The sequence below is a fragment of the Povalibacter uvarum genome, from assembly GCF_014202975.1.
In the GTDB taxonomy this organism is placed as follows: Bacteria; Pseudomonadota; Gammaproteobacteria; order Steroidobacterales; family Steroidobacteraceae; genus Steroidobacter; species Steroidobacter uvarum.
On the sequence record NZ_JACHHZ010000001.1, the window covers coordinates 710,229 to 731,292 of the forward strand.

Genomic DNA, 21,064 nt, shown 5'->3' on the forward strand with positions numbered 1-21,064 from the left:
TTCATGGCCCCGCCTGCGACCAGTTCGAAATCCAAGCCGTCCGGTGTGCTGCCGCGCCACGTGGCAGTCATCATGGATGGGAATGGTCGCTGGGCGTCCAAACGCGCGCTGCCGCGCCCGGCGGGTCACCGCATGGGTGTGAAGGCGGTCAAGCAGACCGTGGAAGGATGCGCAAAGCGCGGCATCGAAGTGCTTACGCTGTTCGCGTTCTCGAGCGAGAACTGGCAGCGTCCCCGCGAAGAAGTGTCGATGCTCATGAACCGCTTCCTCGAAGCACTCGACAACGAAGTCGATGACCTGCACAAGAACAGCATCCGGCTGCGGTTCATAGGCCGGCTCGATCAACTGTCGACGGCGCTGCGCGATCGGATGCATGCCGCGGAGGCGCTCACCGCCGCGAATTCGCGCATGACGCTCGTGATCGCGATTGCGTATGGCGGGCGCTGGGACATCGCGGCGGCTGCACAGTCGCTTGCGCGGCAATGTCTCGCCGGCGAGCGCAGCGTCGACAGCATCGATGAAGCTGCGATCTCCGGCGGTGTCGCGCTGGCCGGGCTTCCCGATCCGGATCTGTTCATCCGCACGGGCGGCGAGCATCGCATCAGCAACTTCCTGCTCTGGAATCTCGCGTACACCGAGCTCTATTTCTGCGATGTGCTCTGGCCCGATTTTGGCGATGACGAGCTCAGTGCAGCTCTCGAACATTTCGCCAGCCGGCAGCGCCGATTCGGGCTGACGTCTTCGCAGGTCGAGTTGCGCTGATGCTGAAGCAGCGCATCATCACGGCCCTGTTGCTTGCGCCGCTCGCGGTGCTCGTGATCCTCTGGACGCCCCACACGGTGACGATGGCTGTATTCGCCGTGCTGGTTGTGGCGGGCGCGTGGGAATGGGCTGCGTTCCCCGGTTGGAACTCCGCGCCTGCACGCATTGCCTACGCGGGACTCATGGCCGCCGGCATCGCTGCGCTGTGGACGTCGATGCCTGAAAGTCCTCGCCTCGACGTCGTGATCGATGTTGCGATGCTGTGGTGGCTGGCGGCGCTGGCGTGGATCGCCTTCATGCCCATGCGCATGAATCGCGCGATTGCCGCAGTCGCTGGCTTTCTGGTTCTGTTGCCGGTGTGGCTCGCGCTGGTGCGGTTGCATGGCAGGGATCCTCATCTCGTCCTGTTCCTGGTCCTCGTCGTCGTCGCGGCTGACGTGGGCGCATACTTTGCGGGTCGCGCCTTCGGCAAGCACAAGCTTGCGCCCCGCGTCAGCCCAGCAAAGACGTGGGAAGGCGTTTTCGGCGGACTTGCTGCGTCGGCGTTGATGGCCGGCGTCGGTGTTTACTGGTTCGACGTCACGCCTGGACCGTTCCTCGCGCTGTGTCTGGTGGTCGTCGTGGCATCCATCGTGGGCGATCTCACCGAAAGCCTGTTCAAGCGGCACGCCGGTCTGAAGGACAGCGGCAGCCTGCTGCCTGGGCACGGCGGTGTGCTCGATCGTGTCGACAGCGTCACTGCTGCCGCTCCCGTGTTCGTCTTCGGGCTCGAATGGCTCGGGCGGCTGTCATGACGCGCGCACGGCCGATGCGGGTTGCCGTGCTCGGTTCGACGGGCAGCATCGGGATCAGCACGCTCGATGTGCTAGCACGCCACCCCGAACGGTTCACGGTCTTCGCGCTGACTGCCCACGTCAACGCAGCGCGCCTGCGTGAACAATGTTTAATCCATCGACCCGCCTATGCGGCTGTCTCTGCCCCGGCTGCAGCAAGCAAACTCGAGGCCGAGTTGCGGGAGGCGGGGGTAGCGACGCGTGTACTCTGTGGTGAAGATGCGCTGTGCGAGATCGCGGCACACGAGGATGTCGACACTGTCATGGCCGGCATCGTCGGTGCCGCGGGCCTGCGCTCGAGCCTTGCGGCAGCCCGGGCAGGCAAGCGGATTCTGCTCGCGAACAAGGAAGCGCTCGTCATGTCGGGCCCACTGTTCATGCAGGCTGTACGCGAAGGCGGTGCGACGCTCCTGCCCGTGGACAGCGAGCACAATGCGATTTTCCAATGCATGCCTTCCAGCGCACGAACGGGCACCCGGTGCGAAGGCGTCACGCGCGTATTGCTCACCGCATCCGGCGGTCCCTTTCTGCGGACGCCTCGTGATGCATTGCGAGGGGTCACGGCCGATCAGGCCTGTGCGCATCCCCGCTGGGTGATGGGCCGCAAGATTTCCGTGGATTCCGCAACGCTGATGAACAAGGGGCTCGAGCTCATCGAAGCCTGCCTGCTGTTCGACCTGCCGCCATCGCAGGTGGAAGTCGTCGTGCATCCGCAGAGCATCGTCCATTCCCTGGTGGAATTTTGCGACGGTTCGATGCTCGCGCAGCTGGGAAACCCTGACATGCGCACACCGATCGCCCACGCACTCGGCTGGCCGCAGCGCATTCCCTCCGGTGTAGAATTGCTGGATATTGTGCGGGTCGGGCGGCTCGATTTCGAAGCCCCTGACCTGGAACGGTTTCCATGCCTGGGCCTCGCTCGGCGCGCTGCCGAAGCAGGGGGTACGGCTCCGGCAGTGCTGAACGCCGCCAATGAGGTGGCTGTCGGCGCTTTTCTGGCCGGCCAGCTGCCGTTCGTGGAAATCCCCGCAATCATCGAACAGATCCTGTCGCAGCACAGCGTGCGTTCAGTCAGCTCGCTGCAGGATGTGATGACGGCCGATGCCTGGGCGCGCGCGCAGACGCAGACCCGGCTGGGTGTGACCGCCGGCGTAGCCGCGGGAGTGTGCGCATGATTTCAACTGACAGTCCGGGCGAGGTCCTTCTCGCCATCCTCACGTTCGTGGTCGCGATCGGCATTCTCGTCGCGGTGCACGAATTCGGACATTTCTGGGTGGCGCGGAAGCTCGGCATCAAGGTGCTGCGTTTCTCGATCGGCTTCGGCAAGCCGCTGTGGCAGCGCGTCGCCGGCGAAGACCGCGTCGAATATGTCATCGCGGCGATTCCGCTCGGCGGCTACGTCAGGCTCCTCGATGAACGCGAGGGCGACGTCGATCCGCGCGAGGTGCATCGTTCGTTCAATCGCGCGCCGGTATGGAAGCGCGTTGCCGTGCTCCTTGCCGGACCGGCGTTCAATCTCGTTTTCGCCGTGCTGATGTACTGGATTCTCTTCGTCGCCGGCGTGCCGACGTTGAAGCCGATCGTCGGTGAAGTCACTCCCGACTCCATTGCCGCGCGCGCGGGACTCAGGTCCGAGGACACGATCCTTTCCGTCGACGGCAAACCCGTCGCCACACTCGAATCAGCCCTGATCGGGACGCTTGACGATCTCATCGACGACGGCACGATCACGATGCGCGTGCAGGGTCGCGACGGCTCCGAGCGCGACGTAATCATGGACACCGGTGAGCGCCGTCGCGCGCTCACGCAAGCGGACACGATGCTGCCCGGACTGGGTTTCGACTTCTGGCGGGCGAAAGAGCAGACCCTCATCGGCGATTTCGACGAAACCAGCGTCGCCAAGGCGGCGGGTCTGGCCAAGGGCGACCGGATTGTCGGCGTGGACCAACAGCCGGTGTCCGATTTCCAGCAACTGTCGCAACTGATTTCGCCGGCAGCCAACCGTCAGGTCACCGTGACCGTCGAGCGTGGCACCGAGCGGCTGGATTTCCAGGTGACACCGCGGGCCGACATCGTTGACGGCAAGACGGTCGGACGCCTCGGCATCAAGTCGACAGGCAAGCCTTCCGACTCCGATCTGGCCATGACGGAGCGCATGCGCACCGTTCAGAAATCCGGCCCGATCGCGGCGATCGGGGAAGCGGCCGCGAAAACCCTGGATACCTCGCTGTTTACGCTGCGGATCGTCGGTCGCATCGTGACGGGCGATGTCTCCCTGAAGAACATTTCCGGCCCCATCGCGATTGCCGAGACAACGGGTTTCGCGGCGCGGCAGGGATGGCGTACATTTTTCAATACGCTGGCGCTGATCAGCATCAGCCTCGGTGTCCTGAACCTTCTGCCCATCCCGATCCTGGACGGCGGGCAGGTCGTCTATCAGCTTGCGGAACTGGTGAAGGGAAAACCGGTCTCAGAGCGTGCACAACTGTTCGGCCAGCAGATCGGCATTGCCGTGCTGATCCTCATGATGTCGCTGGCCTTCTATAACGACATCGCGCGGCATCTGGCCCCCTGACCGGTTTTTGAAGGCCCACTACTGATGCGTTTGAGAACAATTATTCACGCGACGCTCGCGGTCGCGGCAAGTACCGCAGTCGCTGCCTGGCCGGTCGCTGCCACGGCCCAGAGCTCCGGCTTCACCGTCGGTGATATCCGGATCGAAGGTCTGCAGCGAATCTCGGAAGGTACGGTCTACAACTATCTGCCGGTGAACATCGGCGACCAGCTGGATCCGCGCCGCGTCGCCGAGTCCATGCGCGCCCTGTACGCGACGGGCTTTTTCCGTGACGTCGAAATGCGACGCGACGGCGGCACGCTCGTGATCGCGGTCGTCGAGCGCCCCTCGATCGAGAGCTTCGAGATCAAGGGCAACAAGGACATCAAGACCGAAGACCTGCAGCGGTCGCTGCGCAACGTCGGTCTCGCGACGGGCAAGACATTCGACCAGTCAGTGCTCGATGAGGTGAAGCAGTACCTCACCGACCAGTACTTCTCGCGAGGCAAGTACGCTGTGCGCGTCGACGCGAAGGTCGAAGAAGTGCCCGGCAACAAGGTCAAGATCGCGATCGATATCAACGAAGGCAAGCGCGCGCGCATTCGCCAGATCAATATCGCGGGCAACACGGCGTTCCCCGACGAGGATCTGCAGGAAGGCTTCGAGCTGAAGACGCCGAACTGGCTCTCCTGGTATCGCCAGGACGATCGCTATGCGCGTGAAGCGCTGTCCGGCGACCTCGAAAAGCTGCGCTCGTACTACATGGACCGCGGCTACGCGAACTTCGCCGTCACCTCGACGCAGGTGGCCATCGCGCCGGAGAAGGACGACATCTTCGTCACGGTGAACGTGAACGAAGGCGACGTCTTCAAGGTGTCGGAGGTCAAGCTCGCCGGCAACATGGTGATTCCGGAATCCGAGCTGCGCCGACTGATCCTGATCCAGCCGGGCGACACGTATTCACGCAAGTTCATCACGGCAACGACCGAAGCGATGAAGCTGCGTCTCGGGTTCGACGGCTACGCATTCGCGACCATCGATCCGGTGCCGCAGGCGAACAACGAGACGAAGGAGATCTCGCTTACCTTCGTCGTCGACCCGAAGAATCGCGTGTACGTGCGCCGCGTGAACTTCAACGGTACGACCGGTGTGAACGACGAAGTATTCCGCCGCGAAATGCGCCAGCTCGAAGGCGCGTATCTGTCGAACACGGCAGTCGAGCGCTCGAAGCAGCGTATCCAGCGTCTGCCGTTCATCGAGAAGGTGGAGGTCGAGAACACGCCGGTGCCGGGCGCCGCCGATCTCGTCGATGTCGACTTTGAGATCAAGGAAGGCTTGCCGGGCCAGTTCGGCGGCGGCGTCGGCTATTCGGAGTCGCAGTCCGTGATCCTGAACGGTAGTTTCACGCACTCGAATTTCATGGGCACGGGCAATCGCGTTCAGGCCGAAATCAACTCGGGCAAGTATGCGAAGAGCTACAGCTTCTCGCACACCGATCCTTACACGACGATCGACGGTGTGCGTCGCACGGTCTCGCTCGGGTATCGCGACGTCACGCAGTTCACGTCCGCGACGTCGGACTTCGACACGACGACGGCGACCCTCGGTATCGGTTATGACTATCCGATCACCGAGTACCAGTACCTGAGCTTCGGCTTGTCGGCGCAGCAGGCCGAACTGGCGACGACCTCCCTGGGCAGCGCCGCGGAAGCGAACGACTGGGTGCAGAACAACGGCAACCCGAGAACCGAGTGCTTGTCGCAGACCGATCTGACGGTGCCTTGCAGCGAGTATCCGAACTACAGCCTGTTCCGGTCCAAGTTCCGCACGTTCGAGCTGAACACGGGCTGGAGCTTCGACTCGCGCAACCGCACGATCTTTGCGACTTCCGGAACGCGCCAGCGCCTGTCGCTCAGCTACACGTTGCCGGGCAGCGAGGTCGAATTCTGGACGGTGTCGTACGACCTGCTGAAGTTCATCCCGATCTGGCGCGACTTCAAGCTGATGTTCAACATCGAAGCGGCTTATGGTGAACCGCTGGGCGATACGACCGGTCTGCCGCCTTATCGTCAGTATTTTGCCGGCGGTCCGGATTCGGTCCGCGGCTTCCGCGAAAGCCGCCTGGGTCCGAAGGACAGCTTCGGTCGCCCGTACGGCGGTAACATCAAAACCGTTGCGCAGACGGAACTGCTGCTGCCGATGCCTGAAAAATGGCGCAACAGCGCGCGGTTCAGCCTGTTCTACGACATCGGCAACGTATTCTCGAACCAGGACATCAACTTCGTCGGCCCCCCGGACGTGAACGGGGTCCAGCATCCGGTCGACTACAAGTTCAGCTATGATGAGCTTCGTCAGTCAGCGGGCGTGGCCGTGCAGTGGCTTGCGCCGCTCGGTGTCTTCCGGTTCAGCTACGCCATCCCGCTCAATGACGAACGCGGGGATACGGCGACCCGGTACGGGGACGAAACCGAAGGGTTCCAGTTCTCGATCGGGCAGGCGTTCTGATTCCGATTACTACTATTTCGCCCCTATTGCGCCACAAGGGTTCATTGCACATGGCACGTTCGAGCATTTTTGGCCTCCTGTTCACGACCAGCCTGGCATTGCTGGCGCCTCTCGGCGTCGCTCAGGCACAGATGAAGATCGCCGTGGTCAACGTTCCGCGGCTCCTCGAGGAGGCGCCTCAGGCCAAGGCCGCCATGCAGGCACTCCAGGACGAGTTTGCCCCGCGGCAGCGCGCCATCGTGGCGCAGCAGAAGGACCTGAAGACGAAGGAAGAGAAGCTGCAGCGCGACGGCGCCGTGATGGCGGAGAACGAGCGTCGCAACGCGGAAAAGGATCTGCGCGACGGTCAGCGTGAAATGGCCCGCAAGCAGAACGAATACGTCGAAGACCTGAACCTGCGCCGCAACGAGGAGCTGGGCAAGCTGCAGCGTTCCCTGCTGCAGGAAGTACAGGTCTTCGCTCGCCAGGCCAACTACGACGTCGTGCTCGGCGACGGCGTGCTGTACGTCAACGAGTCGATGGACATCACGGCGCAGGTCCTGAGCGGCCTGCAGGCCCGCTACAAGTCGGGTGCCCCGGCGAAGCCCGCGGCAACCGCGCCCGTGAAGCCGGCCACGCCGCCGGCCAAGCAATAACGGCCGATTCGCGACGCCGCCGCGGCGCCTATGAGTACGCCCCCCAAAGGAACCACGCTGGGGGAACTGGCCGTTCGCTTCGGCTGCACGCTGAAGGGTGATCCGGATCTTCGGGTGACGCATGTCGCGGCGCTCGAAGATGCGGATCCCACAGCGGTCACCTTCCTCGCCAATCCGAAATATCGGCGACATCTCGGGCAGACCCGCGCCGGGGCTGTCATCGTCGATGCGCGCCTCGCGGATGCTTGTCCCGGGGCCGCGCTGATCGCCCAGAATCCTTACGCCACTTATGCGCGCATAGCCGCCGTGCTTCATCCGGAGCCCGTGGCTCCTCCCGGAGTTCATCCGTCGGCGGTCGTCGATGGCTCGGCGACCATAGACCCCACGGCTTCGGTCGGTCCGCGTGCCGTGATCGAAGCGGGTGTGTCGATCGGTCCACGAGTCGTCATCGGGCCGGGAAGCGTCGTGATGCGCGGTACACGGATCGGTGCCGACACTCGACTGGTCGCGAATGTCACGCTGTGCCACGACGTGGTCCTGGGAGAGCGGTGCGTGCTGCACCCGGGGTCGGTGATCGGCGCGGACGGATTCGGGCTTGCGCCCGAACGAGGGCAGTGGATCAGGGTGCCGCAGGTCGGCGCAGTCACCATCGGCAACGATGTCGACGTCGGTGCAAGCACGACCATCGATCGCGGCGCCATCGGCGACACCGTCATCAGCGACGGGGTCAAGCTCGACAACCAGATCCAGATCGGCCACAACGTGCAGATCGGAGCCCATACGGCGATTGCGGGCTGCAGCGGCGTTGCTGGAAGTGCCGTGATCGGCAAGCGCTGCATGATCGGCGGGATGGTGGGGGTCGCCGGGCACCTGACGATATGCGACGACGTGTTCGTGACCGGGCAATCGTTCGTTTCCAGCAGTATCCGCAAGCCCGGGTACTACTCGAGTGGACTACCCATCGACGAAACCGCCAGATTCCGCAAGAATGCGGCGCGTTTCAGCCAGCTCGACGAGCTGGCTCGCGACGTACGCCGCCTGCGCAAGCTCGCGGGCGGGGAGGAAGGGCCGGAAGCCGGAGCGGACGACCTGCCGGCCGCCGAAGACGACAGCAAGTAGCATCAGGCAAGCAAGGGGAACGAATGACTGAAGCCGGCAAGACGGAGCAGGGCGAACAGATCCTGACGATGGACATCAACGAGGTGCTGCGCCGGCTGCCGCACCGCTATCCGTTTCTGCTCGTCGATCGGGTGCAGGAGTGCATCGCCGGCAAGTCGATCCGGGCGCTCAAGAACGTCACCTTCAACGAGCACTTCTTTCCCGGGCACTTTCCCCATCGTCCCGTGTTCCCGGGCGTCATGATTCTCGAAGCGCTGGCGCAGACCGCGGGCATCCTCGCGTTCGTCACTGCCGGCGTCTATCCCGATTCCGAGCGGCCGATGTATTTCGTCGGCATCGACAACGCGCGTTTCCGCCGCCCCGTCGAGCCTGGCGATCAGCTCATCCTGAAAGCGACGCTCGAGCGCTCGATGCGCGGCATCTGGAAGTTCGCGACAGTCGCCGAGGTGAACGGCGAAGAAGTCACGAGCGCCTCGATGATGGTCGCTCCGGGAACAGGATCGAAGTAACCGCCAACCGCTTTCGCATGGCAATTCATCCAACAGCACTGATCGCCTCCGACGCCGAGATCGCTCCCGATGTCGAAATCGGCGCGTACACCGTCGTCGGCCCCGGGGTGAAGATCGGACCGGAATGCTGGATCGGGCCGCACGTCGTCATCGACGGGCCGACGACCATCGGCCGCGCGAACAAGATTTTCCAGTTCGCATCCATCGGCGCGGCGCCCCAGGACCTCAAGTACAAGGGCGAACCGACGCGGCTGGAGATCGGCGACCGCAACGTCTTCCGCGAGAACTGCACGATCAATCGCGGCACGACGAAGGACCAGCTCGTCACCCGCATCGACAGCGACAACCTGTTCATGGCCGGGTCGCATGTCGGTCACGATTGCATCATCGGCTCGCATTGCGTGTTTGCGAACTACGCGACGCTCGGCGGTCACGTCGAGATGGGCGACTGGGTGCACCTCGGCGGATTCGCTGGCGTGCATCAGTTCTGCAAGATCGGCGCTCACGCATTCATCGCGAACAACACGGCCGTCACGCGCGATGTGCCGCCGTACGTGATGGCGGTTGGCCGACCAGCCGAGCCGCACAGCGTGAATGCGGAAGGCCTGAAGCGCCGCGGCTTCACCGCGGACCAGATCCGCAACATCCGCAAGGCGTACCGCGTGCTGTATCGATCCAAGCTCAAGCTCGTCGATGCCACCGAAGAGTTGGGTGCACTCGTCGCCGAACAGCCCGAGCTGAAGGCCTTCGTCGACTTCCTCAATGACACGACGCCGCGGCGAGAGCGGGTCGGAATCGTCAGGTAGAAGCGGTTGGCGGTTAGCGGTTAGTCCAGAGGCGCAGAGGCCGGGAACACAAAGCTGACCTCGACGTACCGCTTCCAGAGCAGGAATCAATTCCTCCGTGTCCGAACTACCCGCTGACCGCCAACCGCTAACCGCTTCTCCTCCTTTAATCGTGCTCGTCGCCGGCGAAACCTCCGGCGACAACCTCGGCGCGAAACTCATCCATGCGCTGAAGGAGCGTCTTCCGAACGCGCGATTCGCCGGCATTGCCGGTCCGAGAATGATCGCCGAGGGCTGCGAGCCCTGGGAGCGCGTCGAAAGCCTCTCCGTGATGGGGCTTTTCGAGATCATTCCGCATCTGCCGCGGCTGTTCCGGATCCGCCGGATGCTGATCGATCGGCTGCTGGCGAATCCGCCGGACGTGTACGTCGGCGTCGATGCCAAGGAGTTCAACCTGCGGCTGGCGCCGAAGCTCAAGGAGCGCGGCATTCCCGTCGTTCAGTACGTGAGTCCACAGGTGTGGGCCTGGCGCCAGGGGCGCGTGAAAACGATCGGGCGCGCGGTCGATCTCGTCCTCTGCCTGCTGCCGTTCGAGAGCAAGTTCTACGATGCCCATCAGGTGAAAGCCGAGTTCGTCGGCCATCCGCTCGCTGATCAGATTCCGCTGACGCTGGATCCCGTGGAGGCGCGCCGCGCGCTCGGGGTTCCGGAAGCCGGCACCTACATCGCCCTGCTTCCAGGGAGTCGCGGCGGCGAAGTGGGGCGGCTTGGGCCGGACTTCGCAGCGACTGTCGCGTGGTTCAAACGACAGCGCCCGGACATCCGCTTCATCTCGGCGATGGCCAGCGCGAAAGTCCGTCAGAGTTTCGAGCACGCGCTCGCGGCAGCGGGCGTGAGCGATCGGGTTCAGCTCTTCGACGGCCAGGCGCAGAACGTGATGGCGGCGAGCGACGCCATCCTGCTCGCGTCAGGAACGGCAACGCTGGAAGCAACGCTCGTGAAACGACCGATGGTCGTGGCGTATCGCTTGAGCTGGCTCACAAGTTTCCTTCTCAAGCACTTGAAACTGTTCAAGGCTCCGTTCTTCGCGCAACCGAACCTGCTGGCCGGCCGCCAGATCGTCCCAGAGCACTTCAACGACGAAGTGCGCGCCGACGTGCTGGGACCGGCCCTGCTGGCTCAATTGGAGCGTGCCGATCGCGCCGACCTCGTGCAAACTTTCACCCAGATCCACCAGACGTTGCGGCGCGATGCGAGCGCGCGGGCGGCGGAGGCGATCGTCCAACTGATCAGCGGGCAGCGGAAGGGGTGAGCGATAGATGGCAGGCGCACGAGGTCGCACGGGACCGCAGCCAACGTCGTTGGCGCTCGCGTTGAACAAGCCTGGACTGGTTGCAGGCGTCGACGAGGCAGGGCGGGGCCCGCTGGCAGGACCGGTGGTAGCCGCTGCAGTCGTTCTGAACCCCAGGCGCCGGATTCACGGTATTCGCGATTCCAAGGAACTCGAAGCGGAAGAGCGTGAAGAGCTCGCCGTGAAGATCCGCCGCTACGCGCTCGCCTGGTCGGTCGCCTGGGCCGACGTCGAAGAGATCGATTGTCTCAACATCCTCGAGGCGACTTATCTAGCGATGCGCCGTGCGTTGATGGGCCTTAGCATCTGCCCCGACCACGTCGAAATCGACGGTAACCGCTGCCCGTCGTTCGTCGGGCTTCGCCTGGATTGCACGTTCGAGGCGATCATCGATGGTGACGCCTTGCGTTCGTCCATCGGCGCTGCGTCGATCCTCGCGAAAGTGCGCCGCGACCAGATGATGGTCGAGTACGACCGCCTCTATCCGCAATACGGCTTCGCAGGCCATAAAGGCTACGGAACCCCGCAGCACTGCATGGTCCTCGAGAGCATCGGACCATCACCGATTCACCGGCGCAGCTTCGAACCTGTCCGCGTCGCTGCGCAGCTTCGTTGCGCGTGAAAGTCGTGAGCGTCAGAGCGTTGGCGCAGATCAGGCAGAAACCTTGCACGGCACTCGTCTTCACTCCGAACCAACCGCTAACCGCTAACCGCTAACCGCTTCTTTCCTCATGTCCTTCGTTCATCTCCATCTGCACACCGAGTACTCGCTGGTCGACAGCGTCGTACGCATCACGCCGGAAGGCGAGGGCAGCGTCGGTCTGATGGACGCTGCTGCGCGTGCAGGCATGCCGGCAGTGGGGCTCACGGACCAGAGCAATCTGTTCGCGATGGTGAAGTTCTACAAGGCCGCCCAGTCGGCGGGCGTGAAGCCGGTGATCGGCGTCGATCTGCTGGTGCGGGAAATCGGCGAGCGGGTCGAACCGTCACGTCTCGTGCTCCTGTGCCAGAACGACGTCGGTTACAAGAACCTGACCCGGCTCGTCAGTCGCTCGTACCTGGAAGGCCAGCAGAAGGGTCGTGCGACGATCGATCGAAGCTGGCTGACTGTCGACAACATGAAGGGACTCATCGCGCTGTCCGCTGCGGGCGAGGGCGACGTTGGTCGAGCCATCAGCAGCGGCAAGCGTGATGTCGCGACCGCGCTGCTGCAGCAGTGGCTCGATCTCTTCGGTAATCGTTACTACATCGAGCTGCAGCGCATCGGTCGCGAAGGCGAGGAACGATACATTCGCGGTGCCCTCGAGCTCGCTGTCGAGCATGGCGTCCCCGTCGTTGCGACGAACGACGTGCGTTTCGTCCGGCGCGAAGATTTCCAGGCGCACGAGGCGCGTGTCTGCATTCATGAAGGCATGCTGCTCGACGATCCGAAGCGTCCGCGGCGCTACACGGAAGAGCAGTACCTGAAGTCTCCGCAGGAGATGGCGCATCTCTTCCGCGATATTCCGGAAGCGCTCGCGAACAGCGTCGAGATCGCACGACGGTGCAGTCTCGAGCTGACGCTGGGCAAGTCGGTCCTGCCGGCGTACCCGGTGCCGTCGCAGATGACGACGGAAGAATTCCTGCGCGAAGAATCGGCTCGCGGCCTGGTGCGCCGGCTGGAGCAGCTCGCTGCGCAGCCTCCAGTTGGGCGCCCGATCCCGAAGGAGGAGTACGAGTCGCGGCTGGAGATCGAGCTCGGCGTCATCTGCCAGATGGGCTTCGCGGGCTACTTCCTCATCGTCGCGGACTTCATTCGCTGGGCGCGCGAGAATGGCGTGCCCGTCGGTCCTGGCCGCGGTTCCGGCGCCGGATCGCTCGTTGCGTATGCACTCGCGATCACCGATCTCGATCCGCTGCAGTACGACCTCCTGTTCGAGCGCTTCCTGAATCCGGAACGCGTATCGATGCCCGACTTCGACGTCGATTTCTGCATGGATGGTCGCGATCGCGTCATCGACTACGTCTCGACTCGCTACGGCCGCGAACGCGTTTCGCAGATCATCACTTACGGCACGATGGCGGCGAAGGCCGTGGTGCGCGACGTCGCGCGTGTGTATGGCCTGAGCTACGGATTCGCGGACTCGATCGCCAAGCTGATTCCGTTCGAGCTGGGCATCACGTTGAAGGATGCGCTCGAGAAAGAGCCGGAGCTCAAGCGTCGCTACGACGCGGAAGAGGAGACCCGCGGCGTCATCGATATGGCGATGTCGCTGGAAGGATTGGTCCGCAACGCAGGCATGCATGCCGGTGGCGTCGTGATCGCGCCTTCGGTGCTCACCGACTTCGCGCCTCTCTTCTGCGACGAGGAAGGCAACAGCGTCGTCACGCAGTTCGACAAGGACGACGTGGAAGCGGCGGGCCTGGTGAAGTTCGACTTCCTTGGTCTGCGCACGCTCACGATCATCGACTGGGCGGTCAAGACGATCAATGAAGAGCGCGCCCGCAAGGGTCAGCCGCCGCTCGATGTGAACGCGCTGCCGGTCGCCGATACGCCCGCCTTCGATCTGCTCAAGCGCTGCGAAACGACAGCGGTCTTCCAGCTCGAATCGCGCGGCATGAAGGACCTCATCCGGCGACTGCAGCCGGACTGTTTCGAAGACATCGTGGCGCTAGTGGCACTCTTCCGCCCCGGTCCGCTGCAATCGGGCATGGTGGACGACTTCATCGCCCGCAAGCACGGCAAGACCACCGGACCGATCGACTATCTGCATCCCGATCTGCAGCCGGTGCTGCAGCCGACGTATGGCGTGATCCTGTACCAGGAGCAGGTCATGCAGATCGCTCAGGTGCTGGCCGGCTATTCGCTCGGCGGCGCCGATCTGCTGCGACGCGCGATGGGCAAGAAGAAGCCCGAGGAAATGGCGAAGCAGCGCTCCATCTTCCTCACCGGCGCGGTGGGGCGGCAGGTACCGGAGCCCGTCGCGGCGCACATCTTCGACCTGATGGAGAAGTTCGCGGGCTACGGCTTCAACAAGTCGCACTCGGCGGCTTACGCGTTGCTGTCGTACCAGACGGCATGGCTCAAGGCTCACTATCCCTCGGCGTTCATGGCCGCGGTGCTCTCGTCCGATATGGACAAGACCGACAAGGTCGTGACGCTCATCGACGAGGCGCGCCGCATGCGTCTCAAGGTCGAACCCCCCGATGTGAATCACTCGCAGTACATGTTCACGGTCTCGGGCGAGCGCAGCATTCGATATGGCCTCGGCGCGATCAAAGGCGTCGGTCAGTCCGTCGTCGAGATGTTCGTCGCCGAGCGCGAGGCTCACGGCCCGTATCGCGATCTGCCGGACCTGTGCCGCCGCAGTGATCAGAGCAAGCTCAATCGACGAGTGCTCGAGGCGCTGATCCGTTCAGGCGCTACCGACTCGCTCGGTGCGAACCGCGCGACGCTCATGCACGCGCTGCCGCAGTCGATGCAGCTCGCGGATCAGACCATCAAGGCACGCGTCGTCGGACAGAACGACATGTTCGGCCTGATGGACACGACGCCGAGTGCTCCCGCCGTCGTGACCACCGAGACGCTGCCCGACTGGAGCCGACGCGTCCGGCTCGATGGCGAGCGCGACACGCTCGGCCTGTATCTCACGGGACATCCGTTCGAGGAGTACGAAGAGGAAGTCCGTCCCATCATCAGCGGGCGCATCGTCGACGTAACCGGCGATCGCCCCGTCGTGCAGGAAGGCGGCTTCCAGTTCCGCGGCAAGCCGGCAACGATAGCCGGTATGGTGTTCGATCTCGGCAAGCGCGGCAGCCGCATGATCTTCACCATGGACGACCGCAGCGGTCGTCTCGAAGCCTCGATGTTCGAGGACGTCTACCAGCAATACCGCACGCAGATCGCCAAGAGCGCGATCCTGATCGTCGAAGGCTCGCTGCGGTTCGATGAGTTCATCGAAGGCTGGCGCCTCACCGCCAAGCGTGTCATCGACATCGACCAGGCTCGTGAACAGCACGCTCGCCGCCTGGTCCTGCGCTGGCCGGTCGATGCCAGTCCGAATTTCGTTCGCACGCTCGAGCAGACGCTGCGACCCTACCGCGGCGGCAAGTGCAGTGTCGCCATTCGCTACGCCAGTTCTGCAGCGCGAGCAGACCTGGTGCTCTCGGAAGAGTGGTCGGTCAAACCGACCCGCGAGCTCACCGAGAAACTTTCGCAATTGCTGGGCAATGATGGGTTGCGGCTGATCTACGCGCACCGCTCGGAATACTGAGAGGCCGGAGTTTCACACGCAGTTCACGGAGCACACGGAGATTGATTCGAAGGTGATCCGTACTCGTAATCTCCGTGAGCTCCGTGAACTGCGTGTGAAATCCGGTCTCCGCCGTTTAAGATGCGCGGATGCCCTCCAGTCGTCTGATCGCGCTCATCGCCGGTAATTTCTTCGTCGCGACCAGCTTCATGAGCGTCGGTGGCCTGCTCGACGAGATCGCCACCTCGCTGCAGATTTCGATCGAGAAAGCGGGCTTGCTGATCGCAGCCTTCGGGATCTCAGCTGCCATCTGTGCCCCGGTGCTCGCCACTGTCGGCTCCCACATCGATCGTCGCCGTCTTCTGACCGCATCGATGGCGGTGTGCGCCCTTGCGAATCTCGCGACTGCGCTCGGTCACTCCTACGACCAGTTGTTGTGGGCTCGCGTTCTCGCGGCCGTCACTTCCGCTGTCTACACACCGCAGGTTGCGGCGACTGTGAGCATGCTCGTGCCGGAAAGTGAGCGTGCACCAACACTCGGCAAACTCATGGTCGGCTGGGCGATCGGTTCCGTAATCGGCAACCCGCTGTCCGTGATGATCGGCAGCAGCTTCGGCTGGCGCGCGTCGTTCGTGTTCATCGGTCTCTCGAGCGCTGTCATCGCCGTCTTCGTCTGGTTCTCGATTCCGAAGGGTGTGCGCGTCCCGCCGTTGAGCCTCGAACGCTGGTACCAGGTGTTCAAGTCGCCTGCGTTGCGATGGCTCACCGCGGCAACGGCCCTGACCAACGTCGGCAGCAGCGTGATGTTCAGTTTCCTTGCGCCGGTGATGAAGGCAGTCCAGGGTGTGACGGGCGCGACACTCGCGGCGCTGTTCTTCGTGTCGGGCGTCGGGGGATTGATCGGCAACGTGCTGAGCGTGCGACTCGTGCGAAAGATCGGCGCAGCGAATGTTGCCTACAAGTGCAACGTCGTCGCAGCGATCATGCTGGCGTTGTGGCCGCTGGCATCGCATTGGCTCGTGCTCATCTTCGTCGTGCAGTTTCTCTGGAGTCTCGGCGGAGCAGGATTTCCGGCCGTCCAGCAGGCTCGCCTCGTGGCAGTTGCGCCGGTGCTTGCGGCTGCGACGATTGCGCTCAACTCGTCGGTGACTTACCTCGGCGGGTCGGCCGGCGCGACCATCGGCTCGACGGCATGGACGTTGCTCTCGCCGCGCTTCATCCCGTGGGTGGGACTCGTGTTCATCCTCGCCGCACTCGTGTGCTCTGTGAAGGGTGAGCGAGCGTCGCGGGAACTGGAAGGGACTTCGTAGCACCCGGAACAACCCGTAGGGCGAGGCGTTCATGAGTTGATGAGCGCCGGCGACGCACAGTCCGTTTTTTCCCGAACGCCGCGATGGGTGTGGATCGTCAGCGTGATCGCGCTGGCAGTGGTCGTTCTCATCATTCTCTGGGACTGGAACTGGTTCAAAGGACCGGTCGAGCGGCGCGTGTCGGAAGCGACGGGCCGCGAGTTCCAGATCCGCGGCGATCTCGATGTGGATCTCGGATGGCATCCGCGCATCACGGCGAACGATCTGCATTTCTCCAACGCGCGCTGGTCCGAAGATCGCGAGATGGCTGCGGTGAAGTCCCTCGACTTCAGGATCTCCCTGGGACCGCTGCTGCGGGGCAATGTCGAGTTGCCGTACCTCGCGCTCGATGAGCCTCGGTTGCGCCTCGAACGCAACGAGAAGGGCGAGGGCAACTGGACATTCGGCAAGCGCGAGCGAACCGAACCGGGACAACTGCCGCGGATCGGCCAGCTTCTGATCACGGAAGGTCGTGTCGCCTTTCACGAGCCTGTGCTCAAGACGGATGTGAAGCTCGACGTGCGCAGCGGCAAGGCGGGGAAATCCGGCGAGCGTGCGCCGTTGCTTGCGGAAGGGACAGGAAGCTGGCGCGGGAATCCGTTCCAGCTCGAAGGACGCGTCGACTCTCCGCTGGACTTTCAGGACAAGGAGAGACCCTATCGGATGGATGTGAAGGCGAGGGCGGGTCAGACACGTGCTCACGCGAGCGGTGCTCTGCTCGGGCAGCTTCAGCTCGAGAACTTCAACGTGAATTTCGATCTGACGGGCGCGAATCTCGCCGACCTCTACGACCAGGTCGGCATTGCGCTGCCGGAGACGCCGCCCTATGCGCTCAAGGGGCAGCTCGACCGTGAAGGCGATGTGTGGAGCTATCGGAAGTTCACCGGAAAGGTAGGTGACAGCGATGTGTCCGGCGACGCCTCGATCGACATCGGCGGCGATCGTCCCAAGCTGACGGCAACGCTGGTGTCCAAGCGCCTCGACTTCGACGATCTCGCGGGACTCGTCGGCGCTCCGCAATCCACGAAGGACGGCGAGACGACCGCGAAAGAACAGAGGGCCGAGGCTGAGAAGGAGAAGGCGAAGCCGACTGTACTCCCGGACGATCCATTCCGGCTCGACAAGCTTCGGGTGATGGATGCGGACGTTACGCTTACCGCGGAGCAGATCGATGCGCCGAAGCTCCCGCTCGAGAAAATGAAGACGCACCTCGTGCTGACGGATGGTGTACTCGAACTGAAGCCACTCGATTTCGGTGTCGCGGGCGGCACCATCGCATCGCGTGTGACGCTCGATGCCCGCCAGCCGTCGATTCAGACGACGTTTGTCGCTGAAGTCCGCGGACTCGAGCTGCCGAAGCTGTTCCCGACAGTGGAGATCACCAAGAAGGCAGCCGGCAAACTATCCGGCGTGACTGCGCTTACCGCGCAGGGCAACTCGATCGCGCACATGATGGGCAGCGCCAATGGCGATATCGGGTTGATCGTGGGGCAGGGGCGAATCAGCAACCTGCTCGTGGAGCTGGCGGGCCTGGACATCGCCGAATCGCTGAAGTACCTGCTCGACAAGGATCGCGAAATTCCGCTGCGCTGTGCTTACGCGGATTTCAAGATCGTCGATGGGGAGATGACGACGCGGGGCCTGGCGTTCGATACGACGGACACCGTGATATTCGGCGAAGGCGACGTCAACCTGCGTCGCGAAGCGCTCGACATGCGCTTGCTGCCGCAACCGAAGGACAAGAGCCCGATCTCGTTGCGCGTGCCGCTGCGAATCGGCGGCACGTTCAAGGATCCTTCTTTCCGGCCCGAGGCCGGGCCACTCATCGCTCGGACAGCGGCAGCGGCGGCGCTCTACACGCTGACGCCGCCGGCCGCATTGCTTGCATTGATCGAGACAGGGCCGGGCGAGAGCATTGATTGCGGGCCTGCTGCAGCTCACGGTTCGTGAGAGCTCGCAGCTCGCAGCTCGTCGCTCATCGCCACATAGCTATTCGCCCTTCACCGCCTCGACCTGAATCTCCAGCTTCACTTCCTGGTGAAAGCCGAACGACTTGCCGTAGGTGACGCCGAAGTCTTCCCGATTGATCGTCGCGGAAGCATTCGCGCCGCAGGTGTCCTTCTTGTTCATCGGGTTCTGCTTGCACAGGAAGCTGTCGATCTTCAGCTTCACCGGCTTCGTGACGCCATGCAGTTCGAGCGTGCCGTCGACTTCCGTGGGCTTGCCGCCCTTGAAGCCAGCGAGCTTGCCCGTGTAGGTGGCCGTCGGATACTTCGCGACGTCGAAGATCTCCGGCGACTTCGCATGATCATTGAGCTTGTCGTTGCCGAAGTCGATCGACGCCATGTCGACCTTCACATCCACTGTCCCGCTCTGCGCCTGGGCGTCGTAGGTGATTTTCCCAGACGTGCTGTTCAGCTTGCCGCGCCACGTGGAGAGGCCGCCGAAATGATCGGCTTCGAAGCTCGGATAGGTGTGATTCGAGTCGATCGTGTAGGTGACCGGCGCTGCAAGCGCGGCAGAACCGATGATCGAAGCGGCGGCGGAGGCGAGGAAAGCGGTGCGGATCTTCATGCGGGAACTCCTTGGATGCGGCTGGCCGTTCGAGCCAGACCCGGCATCTTCGGCAATCCGGCGCCCGATGGGAATCCGCAAAGACGGAATAAGTGTTATCACCCGCCGGCGCGCTTCGCTTTCCAGCCTCGTTTGGTCAGTTCCTCGACCAGTCGATCGCGATGGTCGCCCTGGATCTCGATGCGTCCGTTCTCGACACCGCCGCCGCTGCCGCACTTCTTCTTGAGCTCGGTGGCCAGCGTTTCCAGTTCTGCCGCAGGGAGGCCGAGACCGGTGACCACGGTGACGCCCTTGCCCTTGCGTCCCTGGGTCTCCCGACTGACACGCACGACACCGTCGGACGAGGTCTTTCCCGGCGTGCCCTTCTTGCACACACAGCCTGCGACAGGCCGAAGACAATTCGGACACCGTTCGCCGACATCGGTGGAGTAGACGATTCCGCCGCCGTCAGCGACGCGGGGTTTCTTGGGAGGGGCGCTCATGGGCGCCGCAGTGTTCTACAGCTGTGATTCCGGAGCAAGAAGAACCAGAGGAAGAATTTTCCACGGGGTACACGGGGATCACGGAGTCGATCCGAGAGAAGACATTCATCTGTTCTAACTTCTTCCCCGTGATCCCCGTGGAGAATCTTCCTCTTATTCCGCTTCCTCAGGACCGGACCCGATCTCGATAAGCAACGCACTGCGCGATGACGCGCCGGTACTCGTCGACGTCGACTTCACGCTCGGAGCAGGGGAGCAGCAGGGAGCCGTCACTCTTGAAGTTGCCGTCCCACTCCATCAGTTCCGTGTCGGCCCAGCGGCTCGAGTACTGGCGAAGCTTCGTGTCGTCCATGCGGTCGAAGTACGCGCGCAGGTTGAAGCTGGTCTCGTCCATGGCCTCGCTGGTCGGATCCTGTTCGAAATTCCACGCGGGCTGGGCGATGGACATGCTTACTCCTCGATCTTTGCCGGTCGGGTCGAGCGATCTTCGATGAGTTCGATCGCGACCTGGTCCGGCCCCTCGATGAAGGCGAATCGTAGCTGACCGTCCGCGATGCTCACGGGTTCGGCAGTGATTTTGACGCCGTTCTTGCGCAGTCGATCGAGTGTGGCGTCGAGATCGGCTACCGAGAAGCCGAGATGGTCGACGACCCGGCCGCGCGTGGTGACGAAGCCCTCGCGACCTTTCCAGGCGTCCGGCGCGGCTGCGCGGACGTACTCGATCGGATAGATGATCATGCTGACGTGCCCGGCGGTCACGAAGGCGGCAGGGGCGATCTGGATACCCCGGAACTCGCGCTTCTGGCTCTGGGCGAAGATGCGCCAGCCGAAGTTCCGCGCATACCACGCGCCCGCGGCAGGCGCATCCGCGCTGAACATGTGCACGTGGCCGAAGTTGTGATGATTCGCGGTGTTGAGCTCGATCAGCGCGCCGTCCGGGCCGGCGACATAGGCGTAGTAGAAGGGCCGGCTGCCGCCCGTCATGGCGGTGATGTCCGTGATTGGCGTTGCGAACTTCGTGCCGCTGTCGACCTGCTTCTGATAGGTCGTCTGCATGTCTTCCGCGCCCCAGCCGATGTGCCAGATGCTGGAGATCAACTCGGAGGGTGGAGGTGCGGAGACCTTGCTGAACAGCAGCCACGAATCACCGGTCCAGACAGCATCGCCCAGGCCGGCGAACTTCTCTTTCCGCGCTTTGAACTTGGTCGTGTAGAAGTCGACCGCCGTCGCAGGGTCGATCGAGTTCAAGTGCACATGGTGAAACTGCGCGGAGGGCGCCGCGGGTTGCGGCTCCTCCGCCGTCGCCACAGCGGAGCCCAACAGCGCGCACGCCAGCAGGCAGGATGCGTGGAGTCTGGCGCTGAAGCGCTTCAC

At 63.4% G+C, this 21,064-nt stretch carries 18 protein-coding genes; 14 read left to right on the forward strand and 4 right to left on the reverse strand.

The annotated features are described in order from the left end of the window. The first annotated feature begins 3 nt into the window (after positions 1-3). The 14 genes from uppS (at position 4) to HNQ60_RS03040 (ending at position 18,584) form a co-directional block, all read left to right on the forward strand. A complete protein-coding gene (uppS, locus tag HNQ60_RS02975) occupies positions 4-762 on the forward strand; it encodes a polyprenyl diphosphate synthase (RefSeq protein WP_184329519.1) in 759 nt (252 codons plus the stop codon). Beyond that, positions 762-1,556, forward strand: coding sequence for a phosphatidate cytidylyltransferase (locus tag HNQ60_RS02980; RefSeq protein WP_184329520.1), 795 nt, complete (start codon positions 762-764; stop codon positions 1,554-1,556). The genes uppS and HNQ60_RS02980 overlap by 1 nt, the downstream gene beginning before the upstream one ends. Beyond that, entirely contained in the window at positions 1,553-2,770 is a 1,218-nt protein-coding gene (gene ispC, locus HNQ60_RS02985) for a 1-deoxy-D-xylulose-5-phosphate reductoisomerase (RefSeq protein WP_184329521.1), read from the forward strand. Before HNQ60_RS02980 ends, ispC begins: the two co-directional genes overlap by 4 nt. Further along, positions 2,767-4,170, forward strand: coding sequence for an RIP metalloprotease RseP (rseP, locus tag HNQ60_RS02990; RefSeq protein ID WP_184329522.1), 1,404 nt, complete (start codon positions 2,767-2,769; stop codon positions 4,168-4,170). The genes ispC and rseP overlap by 4 nt, the downstream gene beginning before the upstream one ends. Positions 4,171-4,194: 24 nt before the next feature. Beyond that, complete coding sequence (gene bamA / locus HNQ60_RS02995; protein ID WP_184329523.1) at positions 4,195-6,654, forward strand: outer membrane protein assembly factor BamA; 2,460 nt, start codon at positions 4,195-4,197, stop codon at positions 6,652-6,654. Positions 6,655-6,704: 50 nt separating this feature from the next. Then, a complete protein-coding gene (locus tag HNQ60_RS03000; protein WP_184329524.1) occupies positions 6,705-7,289 on the forward strand; it encodes an OmpH family outer membrane protein in 585 nt (194 codons plus the stop codon). A gap of 30 nt (positions 7,290-7,319) precedes the next feature. Continuing rightward, positions 7,320-8,408 (forward strand): UDP-3-O-(3-hydroxymyristoyl)glucosamine N-acyltransferase, encoded by a 1,089-nt coding sequence (gene lpxD / locus HNQ60_RS03005; protein ID WP_184329525.1) that lies wholly within the window; start codon positions 7,320-7,322, stop codon positions 8,406-8,408. A 23-nt stretch (positions 8,409-8,431) separates the two neighbouring features. Further along, positions 8,432-8,917 carry a 3-hydroxyacyl-ACP dehydratase FabZ gene (gene fabZ / locus HNQ60_RS03010; protein ID WP_407676423.1) on the forward strand — a complete coding sequence of 162 codons (486 nt, stop codon included), beginning with the start codon at positions 8,432-8,434 and terminating at the stop codon, positions 8,915-8,917. 17 nt (positions 8,918-8,934) lie between these two features. Continuing rightward, positions 8,935-9,723: an acyl-ACP--UDP-N-acetylglucosamine O-acyltransferase gene (lpxA, locus tag HNQ60_RS03015; protein WP_184329526.1), complete on the forward strand. Its 789-nt coding sequence runs from the start codon at positions 8,935-8,937 to the stop codon at positions 9,721-9,723. A 97-nt stretch (positions 9,724-9,820) separates the two neighbouring features. Continuing rightward, positions 9,821-11,014: a lipid-A-disaccharide synthase gene (gene lpxB, locus HNQ60_RS03020; RefSeq protein ID WP_221303985.1), complete on the forward strand. Its 1,194-nt coding sequence runs from the start codon at positions 9,821-9,823 to the stop codon at positions 11,012-11,014. Positions 11,015-11,021: 7 nt separating this feature from the next. Beyond that, positions 11,022-11,675 (forward strand): ribonuclease HII, encoded by a 654-nt coding sequence (locus HNQ60_RS03025; protein WP_184329527.1) that lies wholly within the window; start codon positions 11,022-11,024, stop codon positions 11,673-11,675. A 109-nt stretch (positions 11,676-11,784) separates the two neighbouring features. Then, complete coding sequence (dnaE, locus tag HNQ60_RS03030; protein ID WP_184329528.1) at positions 11,785-15,306, forward strand: DNA polymerase III subunit alpha; 3,522 nt, start codon at positions 11,785-11,787, stop codon at positions 15,304-15,306. 128 nt (positions 15,307-15,434) lie between these two features. Then, positions 15,435-16,595, forward strand: a complete 1,161-nt coding sequence (locus HNQ60_RS03035) for an MFS transporter (protein WP_184329529.1) — start codon at positions 15,435-15,437, stop codon at positions 16,593-16,595. 39 nt (positions 16,596-16,634) lie between these two features. Continuing rightward, positions 16,635-18,584 carry an AsmA family protein gene (locus HNQ60_RS03040; protein WP_184329530.1) on the forward strand — a complete coding sequence of 650 codons (1,950 nt, stop codon included), beginning with the start codon at positions 16,635-16,637 and terminating at the stop codon, positions 18,582-18,584. A gap of 39 nt (positions 18,585-18,623) precedes the next feature. On the opposite strand, the gene HNQ60_RS03045 is transcribed toward HNQ60_RS03040, so the two are convergent. From HNQ60_RS03045 to HNQ60_RS28025, 4 genes are all read right to left on the reverse strand, one after another. Further along, a complete protein-coding gene (locus HNQ60_RS03045) occupies positions 18,624-19,208 on the reverse strand; it encodes a YceI family protein (protein WP_184329531.1) in 585 nt (194 codons plus the stop codon). 98 nt (positions 19,209-19,306) lie between these two features. After that, entirely contained in the window at positions 19,307-19,690 is a 384-nt protein-coding gene (locus tag HNQ60_RS03050) for a translation initiation factor Sui1 (protein ID WP_184329532.1), read from the reverse strand. Between the two features lie 166 nt (positions 19,691-19,856). Continuing rightward, on the reverse strand, positions 19,857-20,138 hold the full coding sequence (locus HNQ60_RS03055) for a hypothetical protein (protein WP_184329533.1): 282 nt from the start codon (positions 20,136-20,138) through the stop codon (positions 19,857-19,859). A 2-nt stretch (positions 20,139-20,140) separates the two neighbouring features. Then, complete coding sequence (locus HNQ60_RS28025) at positions 20,141-21,064, reverse strand: VOC family protein (RefSeq protein WP_184329534.1); 924 nt, start codon at positions 21,062-21,064, stop codon at positions 20,141-20,143.